We start from the raw sequence: 19,810 nt of genomic DNA on the forward strand, positions 1-19,810 counted from the left end.
CGGCGAATTCATGGGCACCCTGCCGCTTGGTTAGGGTCCCCTCCCATGAGCGCAGAAGCCGACGCGGTGGCTCCGTCGGAACCGAGAACACCGTGGTGGCGACGGCGCGGCGACCTCGTCGCCGTCCTGGCGCTGATCGTGGCGTCGTTCGTCTTCACGACCGACCAGGTCACCGAGCACGAGATGATGTCCCCCATCGACGAGTACCAGTACGTCGGCTACTACGCGAAGGTCGCTGACCACGGCATCGTGAGGCGCGGGGAGGCGATGCCGTTCTTCGCCCGCAAGTACGTGGTCTGCCACGGGGTGCGCAACATCCCCGAGATGCCGCGCAACCCAGCGGCCTGTCGCAAGCCCAACAGCGTGGGGTACCCGATCGGGGGCGGGACCACCGCCGACCTCTACACCCCGTTGTACTTCGGCGCGACCCGGGTGCTCGCCCAGCCCCTCATCTGGGCGGGCGTCGACTTCGTCAGCGCGGGCCGCCTCGTCGGTGGCTTCTGGCTCGCGCTCGGCGCCGTGTTCCTCTACCTCGCCATGCGCCGTGCCAGGGTGCCGATCCCGATCGCAGTGGGCTTCAACCTGGTGATGGTGGGCTCGCTCGCTGCCTACTGGGGCAACACCTACATCTCGACCGACGCCACCGCACTCGCGTCCGGAGGCCTTGCCGCACTGCTGACGATGCAGGCGCTCGACGGAGGGCGGCGACCGCTGCTCCTCCTCCCCGCGGCGGCGGCGCTGGCCACCTTGTTCAAGCTGCAGAACTTCATCGCGTTCGTCGCAGCGGCGCTCGTGCTCGTGCTCGCAGCGGCGTACGGCGCCTCGCAGCAGGCCGGCGGGGCGAGGCCCCGGGTGCGCGCGTTCCTCACCGACCGCCGCACCATCTCAGCTGCGGCGACCCTCGTCGCCTCCATCGTCGCCCAGGGCTGCTGGATCGCGCTGCGGTCGGCGCTGGCGGTCGGCGAGCAGCCCAAGTTCGGCTTCGGGGCACCGCTCGAGGGCAAGAACCTCGTCGTCGAGCTGGGCAACTTCCTGCCGGCCCTCGGCGGTGGCGCGCTGGCGCCCTATGCGACCGGCTCGGCCACGCTGCCCGTGTACACCGTGGCCAGCGCGCTCGCGATCGGCGGCTCCGTCGGCCTCGCGCTGTCCGCCGGGCTGCCGCCGCTGCGCCGCTTCGTCGGAGCCAGCACCGTGCTGGTGGCCGTGGTGTCTGCCCCGGCCCTGGCGATCGTCGTGGGCATCGTCGAGAACATCTACGTCCCGCTTCCGAGCCGCTACGCGCACTCGCTGCTGCCATGGGCGCTGCTGTCGGCCGCCCTGCTCGTCGGCAGGCCGCGCCCGTGGCTGCGCTACACCCTGCTCGCCCTCGGAGTCGTCACGTGGGGCTTGGCGCTGATGATGGGCGAGGCCTGATGGGGCCTGATCGACACCCTCCGGTTGATAGCATCGCGCGGGTGTCGAAAGGACCGCACGGTCTCCGAGTTCTCGTCATCGTGCCAGCGTGGAACGAGCAGGCGAGCATCGCCGCGACCCTGCATGAGATCCACTCGTGTGTCCCCTGGGCGGACCTGCTGGTCGTCGACGACGGCTCCGCCGACCGCACCGCCGAGGTGGCGGTGGCGGCCGGGGCCACGGTGTGCCGGCTGCCGTTCAACCTCGGCGTGGGCGGTGCCATGCGGACCGGCTACCGCTACGCCCTGCGGCACGGCTACGACGTCGCCGTGCAGATCGATGCCGACGGGCAGCACGATCCCCGCTTCCTGGCCGCCCTCGTCGATCGGCTCGACGGTGCCGACGTGGTGATCGGCGCCCGCTTCGCCAAGGCGGACGACCCCTACGTCGTCCGGGGCCCGCGTCGCTGGGCCATGGTGCTGCTCGCGTGGGTCCTCTCGCGCCTGGCGCGGACCCGGCTCACCGACGTCACCTCGGGGTTCCGGGTCTCCAACCGCCGGGCGATCGCGCTCTTCGCCAAGCACTACCCGGCCGAGTACCTCGGTGACACCGTCGAGTCCCTCGTGATCGCGGCACGCGCGGGCTGCCGGATCACCCAGGAACCCGTGACGATGCGGGCACGCACCGCCGGCCGCGCCTCGCACTCCCCCGTGAAGGCAGCGATCTACCTCTGCCGTGCCGTGGTCGCACTGCTGCTCGCCCTGGTCCGCGACTGGCCCGCGCAGTTCGAGGACGAGGCGGAGGTCCGCACGTCGACCACCGAGCCGACCACCGAGCCGACCACGGAGCCGACGTCCGAATCCACCGTCGAGCCCACCACCGACGCCCCGCGCTCCGTCGCGCACCCGGAGGCACGACCATGAGCGGCAGCACGATCCTGGGGATCGCGGGCTCCGCGGTCATCCTCCTGACGTTGTTCGAGATGATGCGCCGGCACCGGCTGCGCGAGAAGTACGCGCTGATCTGGGCGCTCGTCGCCGTCGCGGTCATCACGGTGGCGCTGTTCCCGATCCTGCTCTACGAGGCCTCCGACGCCGTCGGGCTCGCGGTCCCGACCAACCTCCTCTTCTTCTGCGCGGCGATCGTGATCCTCGTCCTGACGCTCCAGCACAGCTCCGAGCTGAGCCGGCTCGAGGAGCGGACGCGGACCCTCGCCGAGGAGCTGGCGCTGGTACGGCTGGAGATCGAGCGAGGCCGCGAGTCCCAGCAGCCGCCGGCGGCCTCCCACGACGAGTCGACGAGTTGACCGCCCCAGTCGCTGCCCCACTGGAGATCTTCGTCCCCTACTGGGGCGATCCCGACCTCCTGATGACGACAGTCGACAGCGTGCGCGCACAGCGCGATCCGCGCTGGACCTTGACGATCGTCGACGACTGCTACCCCGATCCGGCCGTCGCCGGGCTGTTCGCCCGCGAGAGCGACCAGCGCATCCACTACCGGCGCAACGAGGAGAACCTCGGCATCGCGGCCAACTTCCAGCGGTGCCTCGACCTCGCCTCCGGGGAGGCCGTGGTGTTCCTCGGGTGCGACGATGTCATGCTCCCCGACTACGTCGCTCGGGCGCAGGAGCTCCTGGCCGCCTTCCCCGACGCGGACATCTTCCAGCCCGGGGTGCAGGTCATCGACTCCGCCGGCAGGCAGGTGGTGCCGCTCGGCGACCGGGTCAAGTCATGGGTGAGGCCGCGCACCCGCGGTCCCCTGGTCCTCTCGGGCGAGGAGCTCGCCGCCAGCCTGCTCCGCGGCAACTGGCTCTACTGGCCCTCGCTGGTGTTCCGCACGAACAAGGTCCAGCGCCACGCCTTCCGGCAGGACCTGCCGATCATCCTCGACCTCGCCCTCGTCCTCGACATGGTCGCCGACGGCTCAGCCCTCGTGCTGGACCCCGACGTGACCTTCGCCTACCGACGTCACGCCACCAGCCTGTCGGGCACCACCCTGAGCGACGGCAGCAGGTTCGCCCAGGATCGGCGCTACTTCGCCGATGCGGCCGCACAGATGCGCGAGAAGGGCTGGCACGGCGCTGAGCGCGAGGCTCGACGCCGGTGGACGTCGCGGCTGCACGCGCTCACCCTCCTGCCGGGGGCCCTGCGCTCGCGTGAGGACAGGACCGGGGCCGTACGACAGGTGCTGAGGCACGCCGTCGGCTGACGCGCCCTTCCTCGTCACCGAGGCAGCCGGGAGGTCCGTGTGCCGCCGGCTGCTCCACGCACCAGTCCCCACCCCACGTGCACGGCGATGCCCACCGCGGGACCAGCCGCCAGGGAGACGAGGACCCGGCTCTCGAGGCTGCCGGGCACCATCAGGACGAGCCACGACGCTGCCGTGGCCGCCAGCCACCCGGCGAGGTAGACGGCGTGACGGTCGAGCGCGACCGTGGCCGCACCGGTGAGGGTCAGCGCGGCGACCAGGCCCGCGGCCAGCACCAGACCGGCGAACACGCCCCCTGACACGTCGTACGTCGGGTTGATCACGTGCAGGAGCCACGGCCCCACCCACCAGGCGAGCAGGCTGCCGACGGCGGTGAGCACGACCAGGCCGCCGACGATCGGGCGGAGCACGCGGAGCCCGTCGCGGATCACCCGCGTGACGAGGACGTTCTGGTAGATGCCCAGCGGTACCAGCAGCGGCGCCCGGGACAGGGAGACCGACAGGACGATGGGCGCGGCCCCCGCGAAGACCTCGGCCGGCGTGGTGACCCTCAGCAGGACGGGGTAGCCGACGAGGAGGAGTGCGGACGCTCCCGTTGCCGAGCAGGCCACGAGCATGCGCCGCACCAGCCCCGAGACCGTGCCGGAGACCCGGACGTGCACGAGGACGCGGTGGTCGCGACGCAGCAGCAGCCAGACCACCCACGTGCCGCACGCCAGCGCGACGGCCCATGCCAGGCCGAGCAGCTGTCCCCCGGCCACCACCACCAGCGCGCACAGGACCAGGCGCATCACGGCCTCGGACCCCACGAAGAGGCTGTACGCGTTCCACGCGGAGGTCCCGGCCGCGGCCCCGTTGAGGCCCTGCTGCAGGCCGAACAGCACGATGCCCACCACCATCGCAGCGAGCAGGCCCGGCCAGCGATCGCCGAACAGCAGCGGGGCCCACGCCAGCCCCGAGGCCGCCACCGCCAACGCGACCGAGCCCGCCAGTCCCAGCACAGCGGGAAGGACCGCGGTGGATCCCTGTCCCTGGGACGAGAAGACCGCGCGCGTGGTCTCGGTCGTCAGGCCGACGAGGGCACCGAAGACGGCGAACATCGCCCCCCAGAACACGAGGAACGCTGCGTTCGTCGCCGGGTCGAGGACCCGCGCGGCCAGCACCAGCACCACGTAGCCGGCGACACCGCTCGTCCCCGCCGCGGCCAGCACGGGTACCAAGGACCCGGATCTGGCGGGCGACTCGCTCGAGGACACGAGATGCGATCCTAGGTGGCGACCCCGTCGGCACCGACGGCGGTCAGGCGCGCCCCTTCGTACGGCCGCGGTTGGCGCCGTTGCGAGCGCCGGCGCCCTTCCCGGTGGGCCTGGTGCGCCTCAGCCCCGGCACGTAGGGGTCGTCGAGCGGGATCCCCCAACGGCCGCGCACCAGGTTGCGCTCCCAGTCGTGGACCGCACGCTCGCGGCTGCGCGACTCGAAGTGGTAGAGCTCGACGGAGGCGACGTAGACGATGCGCTGCCCTGCCTGACGCACCTTGTAGCAGAGGTCGACGTCGTTGAAGTTGGCCGGAAGCGCCTCCGAGAAGCCTCCGATCTCGACGAAGGTGTCACGACGCATCGCCGCGCAGGCTGCGGTCACGCCGCTGGCCTCACGATTGATGATGAGGGCGCCGAACGGCCCGTAGGAGTCCCGCGGCAGGTCCCGGAACGGGTGCAGGTAGTGGCCGCCGGCGTAGGCGTGCCCGGCGTGCTGGACGGTCGCGTCGCTGAAGTAGAGGCGAGCGCCGGTGAGTCCGACGTCCGGCTCGTCGAGCGGCGCGACCAGCTGCTCGAGCCACCCCTGCGAGATCACCTCGACGTCGTCGTTGAGGAAGACCAGTCGCTCCCCGGACGCCCGGAGGCACCCGACGTTCATCTTCTCGCTGTAGTTGAAGGGGCGGGTGAACAGCTCGAGGGTCAGCTTGTCGCCGGCCACCTCCCGGAGCTCTGCCAGCACCTCCGGCGGCGTGGGTTCGTCGTAGACCACGACGATCTCGAGGTTGTCGTGCGCGGTACGGTGCAGGAGCGTCCGCACCGCTTCCACGACCATCACGCGTCGCGATCCCCAGATGAGGTCGGACTGCCCGATGGTCGGAATGACGATCGACACCCGCAGCGCGGGGTCGAGCCGGCGGGTGATCCGGTAGTGACCAGGAACCGGTCCCTGACCGACATCGGCGGCGAGCCCCACACGGTCCATGTGGTCCTGCACGGCTTTGGCGCCTGCGATCGTGGCGTAGGGCTTGGCGTTGATGTCGGCCGACGCCGACCCCACGACGGCTCGCCAGTGGTAGAGCACCTCGGGGATGTGGACGACCCGACGTGCCACCTCGCCCACGCGAAGCGCGAGGTCGTGGTCCTGGGAGCCGTCGTAGCCTTCGCGGAACCCGCCGACGCGGCGAACGACGTCGGTGCGCATCACCGACAGGTGCGAGGTGTACATCTGACCGCGCAGGCGCTCGGGGGACCACTCGGGCTTGCGGAACTCGTCGTAGAGGTTGCCCTCGTCGTCGACCTTGTCCTCGTCCGAGTAGAGGTAGTCGACGTCGTCGTGCTCCGCGACCTGCCGAGCGTTGGCGGACAGCGCGCCCGGCGTCAGCAGGTCATCGTGGTCGAGCAGCACGATGAACTCGCCTCGGGCGGCGTCGATGCCGTCGTTGGAAGCCGCGACGATGTGGCCGTTGGTCTCACGCTCCACCAGCCGGATGCGCGGGTCCCTGGCCGCGTGCTCACGGATCAGCTCCCGGACCGCCTCGGTCGGTGAGCAGTCGTCGACCAGGATCCACTCCCAGCTCTCGAAGTCCTGCGCGAGGACCGAGGCGATCGTGTCGCCGAGCACGTCCACCGGCGGTTCGTAGACCGGTGTGACGATGGAGAAGAGTGGTGGGTTCACCGGGATCCGCCCAGCAGCTTCCGTCCCGCGCGGCGCACGAGCGACGGCCGCGGCGGCGGGTGTGCGGCCTGGTCGGTGAGACGCCGGTTCTCCCGGACGAGACGGCCGGTGCGCTGCCGAGCCTCCTCGAGGCGTCCGCGTACGTTGACGAGCTGCTTGCGCGCCTTCCTGAGCTGCCCGCGCAGCTGCGCGTTGTCGCGGGTGAGCTGCGCCACCTGAGCCTCGGTCCCCACGATGTGGTCACGAGTCGTCAGCAGCTGGTGGCGAGCAGCCAGGACCTCTGCGCGCCACTCCTCGGCCTGCGCGGCCTGCTCGGCGACCTTCGTCGACGTGCCGGCCTCCAGCTGCTCGTTGAGGGAGCTGACGCGCCGGTGCGAGTCGAGCAGCGCCTGCCGCTTCTGCACCAGCTCGGCGTTGACCGCGGCGAGCTGCTGCTCGTAGCGCTGGGCGAGCGTGTGGAGGGTCAGCTCGGCCCGCTCGAACAGCACAGCCCACGGGGAGATGGACGAGAGGTCGACGTCAGTGCGGCGGAAGAAGCCTCGCTCGGCGAACCATGCCGCCCACTGCGCCGTGGGGCGCGTGTTGACGTGGGTGGGCTCGTCGTGGTCGGCGGGGCTGGAGGAGAACAGGACGAGGTCGGTGGCGGCAGTGATGCTGTCGATGGCCTTCTGCGCGTCGCCCGGAGCCATGTGCTCGAGCACCTCGATGCAGGTGACGAGGTCGTAGGGTCCGCCCAGCGGCTCGGTGGCCGACTCGACGCGGAGGCGGTCGCGCACGTCCTCGTGCGCCGTCTGGACGGCGTGCGCCGAGATGTCGATCCCCACGGCATCGACGTTCTTGCTGGCCAGCGCCTGCACCAGGAGCCCGCGTGCACTTCCCACGTCGAGGACCGTGCGAGGGTTCACCGCCCCGACGATGCGGTCAGCGACGGAGAGGAAGAACGTGCGCCACTCGTCGTTGTCCCAGGTGTAGTGGTCGTAGCCGCCCAGGTGTGCGTCGTTGTAATAGGTGCTCGAGTAGTCCTCCGAGCGCGTTCCCTCGCTCACGTGAGCGTCCCCTGTCTGACGGCGGGCGATGTGCGGGGTCAGGCTATACGTGTCAGACGGTCGGCACGATGCCGCTCCGGCCCTGCCACGCGCCGTGCTCGGAGACGGGCCGGAACCGGAAGGTCGCGAACTCGTGGTGGAAGTCGCGACGGTCGCGCTCGGCCATCGCGTCGGCGTGCCGGCGCGGGTCCGGCACGGCGGCGCGCCCGTGCACCATGTCCTCCATCTCCTGCACCGTGCGCCAGACCGAGAAGGTGGAGATGGTGTGCGGCGGGCGCAGGGCGGCGGCGGCGAGGGTGACGCCCGGGTGGTCGCGCACGAGCCGCTCCACGGGCTTGCCGCTGCGCAGGAAGCGCGGCACCTCCCCCAGCCGCATCCGGGCCAGCGTCACCGCCACGACGGGCTCGTCCTGCCGCCACGTGACGGCGCGGACGGGCAACCCCGGGAGGGCGGCGATGGTCGACCAGCGACGCAGGAACTCGAGCCGCACGTGCCAGCCACCGGCGAGCTCACGCCCCAGGGGGTCACGGGCCAGGAAGCGCTCGAGCGCCGCCTCGTCGCGCCACTGCGCGAAGACGGCGAGCCGCCCGACCTGCAGCCGGTCCGGCGACACGGTGGGAGCGCCGAGCCGCATCAGCGACAGGCACTCGGCGTGGTCGAGCCCGGGCGTGGCCGCGGCGGGCCGGCGGAGGAGCGCCCGCACGCCCACCCGGCGGGGCACCTCGGCGAGGTGGAAGGAGTGGAGGGTCACGCGACCCGCTCGAGCTTGTAGTGCAGGCGGACGGCCGACGCCGCCCAGAGCCGCAGCTCGTGGTCGGTCCGCAGCACGCCGTCCGCATCGACGTACAGGTGGAAGGTCTCGTGCAGCGGGACGCGCGCGGCGTGGGCGCGACGGTCGCGGACGACGACGTACGCCCCGTCCTGGCCGAACCTGCCGGTCGGTGACTCCAGCAGCAGCCCGCCGTCGTCGGTCACCGTGGGACGGAGGAACACCTGGACGTTGCCCGACTCGAGCGGGAACGCGACGTGCACGCTCGGCCGGTCGGCGCCGGGCAGCGTGCGCGCCGAGTAGGCGCCGCTGAACACCGGCCTGCCGCTGCCGCGCAGGGTGCGGTTCCACGCGGCGGCGACCTGGTCGCCGTGCCGGTCGCGGATCGGGGTGACCCGGCTGTCCATGCCGCGGGCGACCTCGAGCGGGCGCATCGGCAGGGCGAGCTGCTCGACGCGCCGCCCCCAGAGCCGGGACACCAGCTCCCCCGCGGGCCAGAAGACGGGCGACCAGCCCGACCAGACCTCCATCTGCCACGCCGCGGTGTGCTCGTAGAAGTCGCGGACCTCCGGGCGCAGCCGCCCGGAGTCGAAGCCCGGGCCGTCGAGGACCGCCATCGACGGCAGCAGGCCCGCGTCCGGCTCGTCAGCGCCGAGCACGCCTCCGTGGCGGGCGGCCTCGGCGGCGAGCCACTCCTCGCTCACCCGCGGCGACCGGCTGACGGGTGCGTCCAGCCATCGCTCGCGACCCTCGAGGTCGACCTGACGACCGGTGAGCTGCCAGAACTTCCGGGAACCGAGGTCCAGCACGTGGGGCACGAGCCGGAATCATGCCAGTGTCAGACGACGCTGAGCGGCAACAGCTTCTGGCCCGTCGGGCCGACCTGGATCTCGGTGCCCATCTGGGGGCAGACGCCGCAGTCGTAGCACGGCGTCCAGCGGCAGTCCTCGATCTCGTTGTCGGCGCCGTCGGCGGTCGCCAGGGCGTCCTCCCAGTCGCCCCAGAGCCAGTCCTTGTCGAGGCCGGAGTCGAGGTGCTCCCAGGGCAGCACCTCGTCGTAGTCGCGCTCGCGGGTGGTGTACCAGTCGACGTCGACGCCGGTGCCGGCGAGCGCCTTCTCCGCCGACGACATCCAGCGGTCGTAGGAGAAGTGCTCGCTCCAGCCGTCGAAGCGGCCGCCGTCGCGCCAGACCTCCTCGATGAGGCGGCCGACGCGTCGGTCGCCGCGGGACAGCAGTCCCTCGACGATGCCGGGCTTGCCGTCGTGGTAGCGGAAGCCGATCGCGCGGGCGTACTTCTTGTCCTCGCGGACCACCTCGCGCAGCAGCCGGAGCCGCTCGTCGGTGGCCTCGTGGTCGAGCTGCGCGGCCCACTGGAACGGCGTGTGCGGCTTCGGCACGAACCCGCCGATGGAGACCGTGCACCGGATGTCGTTGCGGCCCGAGACCTCGCGGCCGGTCTTGATCACGCGCTTGGCGAGGTCGGCGATGGCGAGCACGTCCTCGTCGGTCTCCCGCGGGAGGCCGCACATGAAGTAGAGCTTCACCTGGCGCCAGCCGTGGGAGTACGCCGCCGCGACGGTGCGGATCAGGTCGTCCTCGCTGACCATCTTGTTGATCACCTTGCGCATCCGCTCCGAGCCGCCCTCCGGCGCGAAGGTCAGCCCCGAGCGGCGACCGTTGCGGGAGAACTCGTTGGCCAGGGTGATGTTGAAGGCGTCGACGCGCGTGCTGGGCAGCGACAGGGAGACGTTCGAGCCCTCGTAGCGGTCGGCCAGGCCCTTGGCGACCTCGCCGATCTCGGTGTGGTCCGCGCTCGAGAGCGACAGCAGGCCGACCTCCTCGAAGCCGGACTTGCGGATGCCGTTCTCCACCATGTCGCCGATGGTCTTGATGGACCGCTCGCGCACCGGTCGGGTGATCATGCCGGCCTGGCAGAACCGGCAGCCGCGCGTGCAGCCTCGGAAGATCTCGACGGAGAACCGCTCGTGCACGGTCTCGGCGAGCGGCACCAGCGGGTTGGCCGGGTACGGCCACTGGTCGAGGTCCATCAGGGTGTGCTTGCGGACCCGGAAGGGGATGCCCGGCCGGTTGGGCACGACCGCCTCGATGGAGCCGTCGGCGGCGTAGGTCACGTCGTAGAACCGGGGGACGTAGATGTTGCCGGTGACCGCGAGCCGGCGCAGCAGCTCGTCGCGACCGCCCGGTCGGCCCTCGGTCTTCCACTCGCGCACCACCTCGGAGATCGCGAGCACGACCTCCTCACCGTCACCGAGCACCGCCGCGTCGACGAAGTCGGAGATGGGCTCGGGGTTGAACGCGGCGTGGCCTCCGGCGATCACCACGGGGTCGTCCTCGCCGCGATCGACCGCGTGGAGCGGGATCCCGGCCAGGTCCAAGGCGTTCAGCATGTTGGTGTAGCCGAGCTCGGTGGAGAAGCTCAGGCCGAAGAGGTCGAAGGCACCGACGGGGCGGTGGCTGTCGACGGTGAACTGCGGGATCGGGCCCTGCTCGTCACCGTCGCGCATCACCTGCTCCATGTCGGGCCACACCGAGTAGGTGCGCTCGGCGATGATCCAGTCGCGCTCGTTGAGCACCTCGTAGAGGATCTGGACGCCCTGGTTGGGCAGGCCCACCTCGTAGGCGTCGGGGTACATCAGCGCCCACCGGACCGTCGGGCCGCCGGAACCGGACGTCGTGGCACAGTCCCAGTCCTTGACGACCGAGTTGAGCTCGCCGCCGACGTACTGGATGGGCTTCTGCACCGAGGGAAGCCTCGCCTCCAGGCGCGGGAAGACCGACGCGACGGACATGCAGCACCACCTCGAACGGGGATCGGGATCAGGGAAGGGCGGCGCAGCGGACGCGCCGACCCTCAAGGTTACGTCCCGGTCGGTCGTGCGGCCTACTCAGCGCCGGACCGGACCGGCCGACCTGAGGTGGATGTTCTGCAGCAGGCCGAGCGCCAGCATCCCGGCGAACAGCGAGCTGCCGCCGTAGGACACGAACGGCAGCGGCACACCGGTGACGGGCATGATGCCGAGGCACATGCCGATGTTCTGGAAGGCCTGGAAGCCCCACCAGCAGGCGATGCCGGCGGCCGCGACACGGCCGAACAGGTCGCCGGCCTGGGCCGAGATGGCCAGCGCACGCCAGATCAGCACGGCCACGAGCAGGATCAGCACGCCGGCCCCCACGAGGCCGAGCTCCTCGCCGGCGACGGTGAAGATGAAGTCGGTGTGCTGCTCGGGCACGAAGCCGGAGCGGGTCTGCGAGCCGTCGAAGAGTCCTTGGCCGAAGAGACCGCCGTTGCCGACGGCGATGCGCGCCTGCTCGGTGTTGTAGCCGGCGCCCCTCGGGTCGAGCCCGGGGTTGGTGAAGGCGAGGAAGCGGTCGACCTGGTAGGGCTTGAGCACCCCCATCGACACCGCGGCGACTGCGCCGGCGACCGCCCCGACCGTCAGGCCCGCCAGCCACAGGCGGCCCGCGCCGGCCACCGCGAGGACACCGAAGACCGTCGCGGAGAGCACGAGCATCGTGCCGAGGTCGGGCTGCAGCAGGATCAGCGCCGCGGGGACCCCGGCGATCGCGAGCATGACGACCACCTCGATGCTGCCGACGCGCCGTCCCCACCGCCGTTCGGTGCGCTCGGCCACGACGAGCGCCATGCCGATGACGACGGCCAGCTTCGCGAACTCCGCGGGCTGGATGGACATGCCACCGAGCTGGATCCACGAGCGGGACCCGTTGATCGTGCTGCCGGCCACGAGCACCATGACGAGCCCGCCGACGCTGGCGAGGTAGGCCAGGGGCGCGAGGATGCGCACCCACCGGTGGTCGGTGGCGAGGACGGCGACCATCAGCACCAAGCCGATGGCGATGTTGACGAGCTGCTTGCGCAGGTAGGCGTTGGGGTCGCCGCCGGTGAGGTCGGCGCGGGTCGAGGTGGCCGACCAGACGAGCAGGGTGCCCAGCGTGACGAGCGCGAGGGCGGCGAGCATCAGCAGCCAGTCGAGCCCCGGGGCGCGCAGGCTGGAGCCCGCGCGCAGGGGCCGGGAGGACGGACGGGAGGACGGTCGGGGGCTGGGACGGGTGGACAGGACGGTCATCGCACTCACTCCCCTGCCTTGTCGGGGACGGGCGGCATGATCGACCCGTCCTCGAGGAACTGCGGCAGCTCGGCGGGCGGCACGGTGCCGGGGGTCGCCGCGCGCGCCGGGCGCACGGTCTCGCCCTCGATGCCGTACAGCGCCTCCCAGATCGCGCGGATGCCCTCACCGGTCGACCCCGAGCCGGTGCCGCCCTGGCTGATCATCATCACCACGACGTAGTCCTTGGAGTAGGACGCGACCCACCCGGTCGACTGCTTGCCGTAGACCTCCGCGGAGCCGGTCTTGGCGCGGATGGTGACGTCGTCGATCGGGAAGCCGACGAGCTTCCAGGCCATCGTGCCGACCCGGGCGACGTTCTCCAGGGCGCTGTCGATGTAGTCGAGGTACTTCTCGGGCACGTCGACCTTGCCGACCTTGCGCGGCGCGATGCGACGCAGCACCTTGCCCTCGGGGCTGACGATCGCCTTGGCGACGGTCGGCGCCCAGAGGGTCCCGCCGTTGCTCAGCGCGGCGTAGCCGCGGGCGAGCTGCAGCGGGGTGACGATCGTGTCGCCCTGGCCGATGGAGAAGTTCACGGCGTCACCGGCACGGTAGAGGTTGCCCTCGAGGCAGAACTCGTGGGCGAACTTGTAGACGAAGTCGCTGGTGTCCGGGGTCTGCGGCTTGCCGCTGAGCTCGCAGTAGTAGTCCTTCTGCGACTCGTAGTAGGCCTGCTTCCAGTGGCGGTCGGCGATCCGGCCGGGCGCCTCACCGGGCAGGTCGATGCCGGTGCGGGAGCCGAAGCCGAACTCCTTGGCCTCCTCGACCAGCGGGTCCTTGGCGTCGATGTCGGCGGGGTCGCTTCCGAAGCGCTGCCAGAAGTCGTAGCCGACGCGGTAGAAGAACGTGTTGCAGGAGACCTCGAGGGCCTTGGCGAAGCCGATGTTGCCGTAGGCGCCGGACTCGTAGTTCTTGAAGACCCGGTTGCCGACCTGGAAGCCCGAGGAGCACGGCAGCGTGGTGTCCATGGAGTAGCCGTTGGTCAGGGCGCCGGCGGTCATGAACGGCTTCCACGTCGAGCCCGGGGCGAACTGGCCCTGGGTGGCTCGCGAGAGCAGCGGCGTGCCGGCCTTCTCCGAGTAGAGCCGGTTCAGCTGGTCCTCGCTGATGCCGCCGGTCCACACGTCGGGGTCGTACGTCGGCTGGCTGGCCATCGCGACCACCCGACCGGTCTTCGCGTCGAGGACGACGGCGGCGCCGGAGTCGGCGGCGTACCTGCGGCCGGTCACCGTGTCGAGCTGGGTGCGTTGGAACGCGATCCGCTCGGCGAGCTGGCGCTCGACGACCGACTGCACCTTGGCGTCGATCGAGGTGACGAGGGTGTCACCGGGGGTGCTCTCGACGAGCGAGTCGTCGCCCAGCACCCGGCCCATCGAGTCCACCGCCACCCGCCGGTAGCCGGGCAGGCCGCGCAGCCACTCGTCGTACTGCTTCTCCACGCCGGCGCGGCCGACGACCGAGGCACCGTTGAGGGAGCGGTCGTCGCGCTCGGCGGCGAGGTCGTACTCGTCCTCGGTGACGGGGCTGAGGTAGCCCAGCACGTGGGCGAGGTTGATGCCGAAGGGCCGTGGGTAGGAGCGGACGTTCTGCTGCTCGGCGAGCACGCCCGGATAGTCCTCGGGCTGCTCGAGCACCTGCAGGGCGACGCTCTTGGGCACGTCGGTGGCCACCGGCACGGGCTGGTAGGGCGAGCCGTTCCAGCAGACGTCGCGGACGCTGCCGGGGTCGCCGCAAGTCACGAGGCGGGCCTCGACGTCCGCCGGCTCGGCGTCGACGACGACCGCGACGCGCCGGACCAGCTCGGTGCGCTGGCCCTCCTCCAGCTTGCCGAGGAGCGTGCGGTCCATCGAGATGACCCACGACGTGCGGTTGGCCACGAGCGGGCGGCCCTGGCTGTCCACGATCAGGCCGCGCTGGGGCTGGACGACGATGTCGCGCACCGACTGGTCGGCGGCCTGCGCCTGGTAGGACTCCCCGCCGATGACCTGGAGGTAGTAGAGCCGGACGAACAGGGTGGCGAACAGCGAGAAGACCAGGGCCTGCACGACCACCAGTCGCAGACGGCTCTTGTCGCTCCTGGGGGTGGTCGCTCCCCTCACGACGCGGCCCACTGCGGGCTGAACCGTGCGAAGAGCCTCATCAGCGGCGGGAGCACGAACGGGGTCAGCAGCACGTCCCACACGACGGCGACCAGGACGACCTCGAGGAGGCCGGCGACCGACATGTCGGGGTCCTGGAGCAGCACGCCGGAGAGCGCGAAGACCGACGTGGCCACGAACGACGCGGCCGCAACGGTGCCGACGACGGCGAGCGCGGTGGGCTTCTGGTCCTGGCGCACGCGGGCCGCGAGGAACGCCGCGATCGTCAGGGCCAGCGCCCAGCGGCCGGCGACGTGGTCGGCCGGCGGCGCGAGGTCGAGGGTGAGGCCGGCGGTGAAGCCCAGCACCAGCGCGAACGGCGCCTCGACGGTGAGCGCGGCCGCGACCACGACCAGCAGGCAGAGGTTGGGCACGATGCCGTGCCAGGCGACGTGCGGGAAGAGCGTGACCTGCACGACGAGCGCGACGACGACGGCGGCGACGGCCATCAGCACCCTGAGCCCCTTCATCGCAGGCTCCCGTCCGCCTCGATCACGGCACGGTCGCTGCCGGAGCCGCTCGGCACCATCACGCCGACCACGTCGAGGGCGGAGAAGTCCACGAACGGCTTGACGACCGCGCGCTGGGAGGCCTCGCGCAGCGAGCTGTAGACCTCGGTGATGGTGCCGATCGGGACGCCCGGCGCGTAGGGCCCGGTCGAGCTGCCCCACGTCACGACGGTGTCGTCGCGGGCCGGCACGGAGGCGTCGTCGACCAGCCGGAGGTCGAGCCCCGACTTCTGGTCGAGCGAGCCGCTGCCGGTGACGAAGCCGATCTCCATGCTCGAGCCGACCCGGCCGCCCACGGTCGAGTCCGGGTCGATGACGAGCAGCACGGTGGCCGTGCTGCGGGTGACCCGGAGGACCCGGCCGACGAGGCCGTCGTTGTTGACGACCGTCATGTCCGGGCCGACCCCGGCCTCGGAGCCGGCATCGATGGTGACGGTGAAGCTCTGCGACTGGCGCGAGCCCAGCGCGACCACGCGGGCCGGGACGAGGGCCGATCCCAGGTCCTCGGCGGCCGTGGTGAGTCCGTCGTACTGCTCGAGGCGGTTGCGGTCGAAGCCGGCGAGCTGCACCTTGCCCTTCAGCTCGGCGTTGCTGGCCTCGAGGTCGCGGACCTGGTCGGCGAGGTCCCCCTTGCTGCGGAACCAGGTGGGCACGGCGGTGAAGGGGCGCACGGCCGCGGCGACGCCGGCCTCGGCGGGACCGAAGGCCTCCCCGACCACGCGCCGCGCCGGCTCGAGCGGCGAGCTGCCGCCACCGGACACGTCCAGGGTGATGAGGGTGACGCTCGCGAGGACCAGCGCGACCAGCAACGAGCGGGGCGGGCGGTTGCGCGACTCGAGCTTGTCGAGCCCTGTCCAGCGTCGCTCCCGGCCCTCGTGCCCCCCGAAGGCCCCCATCAGAAGCGCCTCGGGTCGGAGACGAGCACCTGCTGGAGCGCCTCGAACTCCTCCACGCACTTGCCGGCGCCGTAGGCCACCGAGGACAGCGGGTCCTCCGCGAGGTGGACGGGCATGCCGGTCTCGTGCCGCAACCGCTCGTCGAGGCCGCGCAGCATCGCGCCACCGCCGGTGAGGACGATGCCGCGGTCCATGATGTCGCCGGCCAGCTCGGGCGGCGTCTGGTCGAGAGTGGTGCGGACGGCGTCGATGATGTTGTGCAGCGGCTCCTCGAGCGCCTGGCGCAGCTCGGAGCTGGAGACGACGACCGTGCGGGGCAGGCCGGAGACCATGTCGCGGCCGCGGATCTCGGCGTCGGGCTCGCTGGGCAGCGGGAAGGCCGAGCCGAGGGTCATCTTCATCTCCTCGGCGGTGCGCTCCCCCAGCATCAGGGAGTACTCCTTCTTCATCCACGCGATGATCGCCTGGTCGAGGTCGTCGCCCGCGGTGCGCACCGACAGGCTGGTGACGATGCCGCCGAGGCTGATGACGGCGACCTCGGTGGTGCCGCCGCCGACGTCGACGACCATGTTGCCGGTGGCCTCGTGGACGGGGAGCCCGGCGCCGATCGCGGCCGCCATCGGCTCCTCGACGATGTAGACCCGGCGGGCACCGGCCTGGTAGCCGGCCTCCTTGACCGCGCGCTGCTCGACCGCGGTGATGCCGCTGGGGACACAGATGACCATGCGGGGCTTGGCGAAGTAGCGCCGGCGGTGCACCTGGTGGATGAAGTAGCGCAGCATCTGCTCGGTGGCCTCGAAGTCGGCGATCACGCCGTCCTTGAGCGGCCGGATGGCGGCGATGCTGTCGGGGGTGCGGCCGATCATCCGCTTGGCCTCGTGGCCGACCGCGAGCACCTCACCGGTGGTGGTGTTCATCGCGACGACGGACGGCTCGTCGAGCACGACACCCTTGCCGCGGACATAGACCAGCGTGTTGGCGGTGCCGAGGTCGACGGCCATGTCTCGGCCGATGAAGCTGTTTGCCATGCCGCTGCTGCCCTCGCAGATCGGGTCGTACCGGGAAGAGGAGTCAGCGAGGCTGCCGACCCACGCTCAGGTTAAGGAGCGGGACAGCGTCTTCCCGGGAGGACACGCGCGAGGCGTGTGGCCCGTGTGACGGGCGTTGCGGCGTACGCCCTCCAGCCGGCGGGTTGACGTAACGGCGGACTGGGAGGGCGAGTCCGACACTTGGAGGGGGTTGCAACGGCCTCCAGGTGACGGATTCCCCGCTCGAGCGGGGAATCCGTCACGCACCGCGAGCGAGCTTGCGCCCTGACCGCGACATGGTCGCGGGCTGGGGTCAAGGATGCCTCGCTCGCGGGCTGATCGCGAGCGAGCTCGCGTCAGTCCGCGAGCTCGGGGAACCAGATGCCGATCTCGCGGGCGGCCGACTCCTCGGAGTCCGAGCCGTGGACGAGGTTCTGCTGGACGGCCAGGCCCCAGTCGCGGCCGAGGTCCCCGCGGATGGTGCCGGGGGCGGCGACGGTGGGGTCGGTGGCGCCGGCGAGGGAGCGGAAGCCCTCGATGCAGCGCTGGCCCTCGATCACGACCGCGAGCACGGCGCCCGACAGCATGAACTCCACGAGGGGGCCGTAGAACGGCTTGCCCTCGTGCTCGGCGTAGTGCTCGGCGAGGATCTCGGGGGTCGCGGTGCGCAGCTCGACGGCCGCGAGCGTGTAGCCCTTGGCCTCGATCCGGCGCAGGACCTCGCCGGAGAGGCCGCGGCGCACGCCGTCGGGCTTGACGAGGACGAGGGAACGCTGGACGTCGGTCATGCCGGGGAGCCTAGCGAGGAGGCTCAGCCCTGATCCATCGGGCGCCGCCGTCGCGAGCGCCATCAGGCGGGCGTGATGGCAAGGCGGAGGGCCGAAGGCGGGCCGCTAGGCCCGTCGAGTGCCTGACAACGCAGCCAGCGCGCCCGCATGGTGGTGCGCAGCAGGCGAGAGACCGTGGATCCGGGCTAGCCCTGCTCCGCGCGGTACGCCGCCCACGCGGCGGCACGCTCGCGCTCGATCTTGCGACCGAGCAGGTCCGCACCCGTCCAGAGCGCGGCGAAGACGAGGCCGAGGCCGAACATCACGGGGACGACGAACCCCAGACCGATGGCGGCGACCTGCACGAGGTAGCCCGCGACGTAGGCCCACTCGGCCCGCAGCATGCCGGCCAGCAGCAGGCACACCACCGCGAGCCCGAGGCCGACTGCCACCGCGGTTCCGGCCGGGACGTCGGCGATGGTGATCATCACCGGCGTGGTCAGGCCGAGGGTGATCGCCTCGAGGCTCAGGACGGCGGCGGCCATGCCACGCCGCGGCGAGCGCTCGGTGTTGGTCGGCACCGGGTCGTCGGCGGGCCGCGGGGCCCGGTCGCTCATCGGCGACCCTTCAGCAGGGAGCGGGCCTCGCCCACGGTGACGACCGAGCCGGTGACGAGCACTGCACCGGCGCCGATCGAGACGTTGATGGCCTCCCCCGCCTCGGCCAGCGTCGCGGCCCGGTCGATCGCGTCGGCCAGGTCGGGGACGACGCTGACGCGGTCCTCGCCGAAGACCTCCACGGCGGCCCGGCCGAGCGCGGCGGCCGACAGGGAGCGCGGGGTGGAGTTCTGGGTGCACACGAGGTGCTCGAGGTACGGCTCGAAGGCGGCGAGAAGGCCCTCGTGGTCCTTGTCCTCCATCACGCCCATCACCCCGACCAGCGGGCTGAACGAGAAGGAGTCCTCCAGCGCCGCCGCCGCGGCCTCGGCCCCGTGGGGATTGTGCGCGGCGTCGAGCAGGATCGTGGGGCTGCGCCGGATGATCTCCAGGCGTCCTGGCGAGGTGACCTCGGCGAACGCCGCGCGCACCACGTCGTCGTCGAGCACGCCCGTCCCGGCGAACGCCTCGACCGCGGCGAGCGCCACGGCGGCGTTCTGGGCCTGGTGGGCGCCGTAGAGCGGCAGGAACACGTCGTCGTACCGCGCGCGCAGGCCCTGGAGCGAGACGACCTGGCCACCGACGGCGGGGGTGCGTGCAACCACCCCGAACTCCATGCCCTCCCGGGTGACGGTCGCGCCGGTCTCGGCGGCCCGCTCGAGCAGCACCGCGGCGACCTCGGGCGTCTGCTCGGCGAGCACGACGATCGACCCGGGCTTGATGATCCCGGCCTTCTCGGCCGCGATGGTCACGGCGTCGTCGCCGAGGTACTTGGCGTGGTCGACGGCGATCGGCAGCACCACGGCGACATCGGCGTCGATGACGTTGGTGGCGTCCCAGCTGCCGCCCATCCCGACCTCGACCACGGCGACGTCGACGGGAGCGTCCGCGAAGGCAGCGTAGGCCATCCCGACGATCGTCTCGAAGAAGCTGAGCGGGTGGTCCTGCTCGGCGTCGACGAGGTGGGTGTAGGGCGCGACGTCGTTGAAGGCGCGGACGAACGCCTCGTCGTCCAGCGGCTCGCCGTCGATGCTGATCCGCTCGCTCATCCGCTCCAGGTGCGGGGAGGTGAAGCGCCCGGTGCGCAGGTCGAGGGCGCGCAGCAGCGTCTCGATCATCCGGCTGGTGCTGGTCTTGCCGTTGGTGCCGGTGAGGTGGATCGAGCGGAAGGAGCGCTGCGGCTCGCCGAGCAGCTCGATGAACGCCTCGATCCGGTCGAGGCTGGGCTCGAGCTTGGTCTCGGGCCAGCGGGACAGGAGGGCGTCCTCGACCTCGTCGAAGGTCTCGGCGAGGCGCGGGGCTTCAGGGGCATCAGTCATG

Annotated in this window: 18 protein-coding genes; 4 read left to right on the forward strand and 14 right to left on the reverse strand. The window is 71.6% G+C overall.

The window, feature by feature from the left end; all coding sequences use genetic code 11:
• The first annotated feature begins 45 nt into the window (after positions 1 to 45).
• Genes ACFQW6_RS00365 through ACFQW6_RS00380 form a run of 4 tightly spaced genes read left to right on the forward strand, consistent with a single transcriptional unit; the run spans position 46 to position 3,600 of the window.
• Complete coding sequence (locus ACFQW6_RS00365) at positions 46 to 1,413, forward strand: hypothetical protein (RefSeq protein ID WP_378540206.1); 1,368 nt, start codon at positions 46 to 48, stop codon at positions 1,411 to 1,413.
• 41 nt (positions 1,414 to 1,454) lie between these two features.
• On the forward strand, positions 1,455 to 2,315 hold the full coding sequence (locus ACFQW6_RS00370; protein ID WP_378540207.1) for a glycosyltransferase family 2 protein: 861 nt from the start codon (positions 1,455 to 1,457) through the stop codon (positions 2,313 to 2,315).
• Positions 2,312 to 2,698 carry a DUF2304 domain-containing protein gene (locus tag ACFQW6_RS00375; protein ID WP_378540208.1) on the forward strand — a complete coding sequence of 129 codons (387 nt, stop codon included), beginning with the start codon at positions 2,312 to 2,314 and terminating at the stop codon, positions 2,696 to 2,698. The genes ACFQW6_RS00370 and ACFQW6_RS00375 overlap by 4 nt, the downstream gene beginning before the upstream one ends.
• A complete protein-coding gene (locus ACFQW6_RS00380; RefSeq protein WP_378540209.1) occupies positions 2,695 to 3,600 on the forward strand; it encodes a glycosyltransferase family 2 protein in 906 nt (301 codons plus the stop codon). The genes ACFQW6_RS00375 and ACFQW6_RS00380 overlap by 4 nt, the downstream gene beginning before the upstream one ends.
• A 14-nt stretch (positions 3,601 to 3,614) precedes the next feature.
• On the opposite strand, the gene ACFQW6_RS00385 is transcribed toward ACFQW6_RS00380, so the two are convergent.
• The 14 genes from ACFQW6_RS00385 to ACFQW6_RS00450 all read right to left on the reverse strand — a co-directional run bounded on the left by ACFQW6_RS00385 (position 3,615) and on the right by ACFQW6_RS00450 (position 19,809).
• Positions 3,615 to 4,856, reverse strand: a complete 1,242-nt coding sequence (locus tag ACFQW6_RS00385) for a hypothetical protein (protein WP_378540210.1) — start codon at positions 4,854 to 4,856, stop codon at positions 3,615 to 3,617.
• Positions 4,857 to 4,899: 43 nt separating this feature from the next.
• Positions 4,900 to 6,531 carry a glycosyltransferase gene (locus ACFQW6_RS00390; RefSeq protein WP_378540211.1) on the reverse strand — a complete coding sequence of 544 codons (1,632 nt, stop codon included), beginning with the start codon at positions 6,529 to 6,531 and terminating at the stop codon, positions 4,900 to 4,902.
• A complete protein-coding gene (locus ACFQW6_RS00395) occupies positions 6,528 to 7,577 on the reverse strand; it encodes a methyltransferase domain-containing protein (RefSeq protein WP_378540212.1) in 1,050 nt (349 codons plus the stop codon). The genes ACFQW6_RS00390 and ACFQW6_RS00395 overlap by 4 nt, the downstream gene beginning before the upstream one ends.
• Positions 7,578 to 7,629: 52 nt before the next feature.
• Positions 7,630 to 8,328 carry a hypothetical protein gene (locus tag ACFQW6_RS00400; protein ID WP_378540213.1) on the reverse strand — a complete coding sequence of 233 codons (699 nt, stop codon included), beginning with the start codon at positions 8,326 to 8,328 and terminating at the stop codon, positions 7,630 to 7,632.
• Complete coding sequence (locus ACFQW6_RS00405; protein ID WP_378540214.1) at positions 8,325 to 9,164, reverse strand: hypothetical protein; 840 nt, start codon at positions 9,162 to 9,164, stop codon at positions 8,325 to 8,327. The genes ACFQW6_RS00400 and ACFQW6_RS00405 overlap by 4 nt, the downstream gene beginning before the upstream one ends.
• Positions 9,165 to 9,184: 20 nt before the next feature.
• Complete coding sequence (locus ACFQW6_RS00410; protein ID WP_378540215.1) at positions 9,185 to 11,158, reverse strand: TIGR03960 family B12-binding radical SAM protein; 1,974 nt, start codon at positions 11,156 to 11,158, stop codon at positions 9,185 to 9,187.
• A gap of 96 nt (positions 11,159 to 11,254) precedes the next feature.
• Positions 11,255 to 12,454: a rod shape-determining protein RodA gene (rodA, locus tag ACFQW6_RS00415; protein ID WP_378540216.1), complete on the reverse strand. Its 1,200-nt coding sequence runs from the start codon at positions 12,452 to 12,454 to the stop codon at positions 11,255 to 11,257.
• A 5-nt stretch (positions 12,455 to 12,459) separates the two neighbouring features.
• Positions 12,460 to 14,595 (reverse strand): penicillin-binding protein 2, encoded by a 2,136-nt coding sequence (gene mrdA, locus ACFQW6_RS00420; protein ID WP_378540217.1) that lies wholly within the window; start codon positions 14,593 to 14,595, stop codon positions 12,460 to 12,462.
• Entirely contained in the window at positions 14,592 to 15,104 is a 513-nt protein-coding gene (gene mreD / locus ACFQW6_RS00425) for a rod shape-determining protein MreD (protein ID WP_378540218.1), read from the reverse strand. The genes mrdA and mreD overlap by 4 nt, the downstream gene beginning before the upstream one ends.
• Entirely contained in the window at positions 15,101 to 16,039 is a 939-nt protein-coding gene (gene mreC, locus ACFQW6_RS00430; protein ID WP_378540219.1) for a rod shape-determining protein MreC, read from the reverse strand. The genes mreD and mreC overlap by 4 nt, the downstream gene beginning before the upstream one ends.
• Positions 16,039 to 17,067, reverse strand: a complete 1,029-nt coding sequence (locus tag ACFQW6_RS00435) for a rod shape-determining protein (protein ID WP_378540220.1) — start codon at positions 17,065 to 17,067, stop codon at positions 16,039 to 16,041. The genes mreC and ACFQW6_RS00435 overlap by 1 nt, the downstream gene beginning before the upstream one ends.
• Before the next feature lie 356 nt (positions 17,068 to 17,423).
• Positions 17,424 to 17,855 (reverse strand): nucleoside-diphosphate kinase, encoded by a 432-nt coding sequence (ndk, locus tag ACFQW6_RS00440; RefSeq protein ID WP_378540221.1) that lies wholly within the window; start codon positions 17,853 to 17,855, stop codon positions 17,424 to 17,426.
• Between the two features lie 185 nt (positions 17,856 to 18,040).
• The gene (locus ACFQW6_RS00445) at positions 18,041 to 18,451 is read right to left on the reverse strand and encodes a DUF4233 domain-containing protein (protein ID WP_378540222.1); all 411 of its coding nucleotides are present in this window, start codon (positions 18,449 to 18,451) and stop codon (positions 18,041 to 18,043) included.
• Complete coding sequence (locus tag ACFQW6_RS00450) at positions 18,448 to 19,809, reverse strand: bifunctional folylpolyglutamate synthase/dihydrofolate synthase (protein WP_378540223.1); 1,362 nt, start codon at positions 19,807 to 19,809, stop codon at positions 18,448 to 18,450. The genes ACFQW6_RS00445 and ACFQW6_RS00450 overlap by 4 nt, the downstream gene beginning before the upstream one ends.
• Position 19,810: the final 1 nt, after the last annotated feature.

Origin of the sequence: Nocardioides sp. GCM10028917 (assembly GCF_042666175.1) — a bacterium.
Taxonomy (GTDB): domain Bacteria; phylum Actinomycetota; class Actinomycetes; order Propionibacteriales; family Nocardioidaceae; genus Nocardioides.

Bases quoted from the DNA above. Each gene is read 5' to 3' on its own strand.
- ACFQW6_RS00435 (WP_378540220.1), bottom strand. From the start codon at position 17,067: ATGGCAAACAGCTTCATCGGCCGAGACATGGCCGTCGACCTCGGCACC.
- mreC (WP_378540219.1), bottom strand. From the start codon at position 16,039: ATGGGGGCCTTCGGGGGGCACGAGGGCCGGGAGCGACGCTGGACAGGG.
- ACFQW6_RS00410 (WP_378540215.1), bottom strand. From the start codon at position 11,158: ATGTCCGTCGCGTCGGTCTTCCCGCGCCTGGAGGCGAGGCTTCCCTCG.
- ACFQW6_RS00445 (WP_378540222.1), bottom strand. From the start codon at position 18,451: ATGAGCGACCGGGCCCCGCGGCCCGCCGACGACCCGGTGCCGACCAAC.
- mreD (WP_378540218.1), bottom strand. From the start codon at position 15,104: ATGAAGGGGCTCAGGGTGCTGATGGCCGTCGCCGCCGTCGTCGTCGCG.
- ACFQW6_RS00375 (WP_378540208.1), top strand. From the start codon at position 2,312: ATGAGCGGCAGCACGATCCTGGGGATCGCGGGCTCCGCGGTCATCCTC.
- ACFQW6_RS00365 (WP_378540206.1), top strand. From the start codon at position 46: ATGAGCGCAGAAGCCGACGCGGTGGCTCCGTCGGAACCGAGAACACCG.
- rodA (WP_378540216.1), bottom strand. From the start codon at position 12,454: ATGACCGTCCTGTCCACCCGTCCCAGCCCCCGACCGTCCTCCCGTCCG.
- ndk (WP_378540221.1), bottom strand. From the start codon at position 17,855: ATGACCGACGTCCAGCGTTCCCTCGTCCTCGTCAAGCCCGACGGCGTG.
- ACFQW6_RS00450 (WP_378540223.1), bottom strand. From the start codon at position 19,809: ATGACTGATGCCCCTGAAGCCCCGCGCCTCGCCGAGACCTTCGACGAG.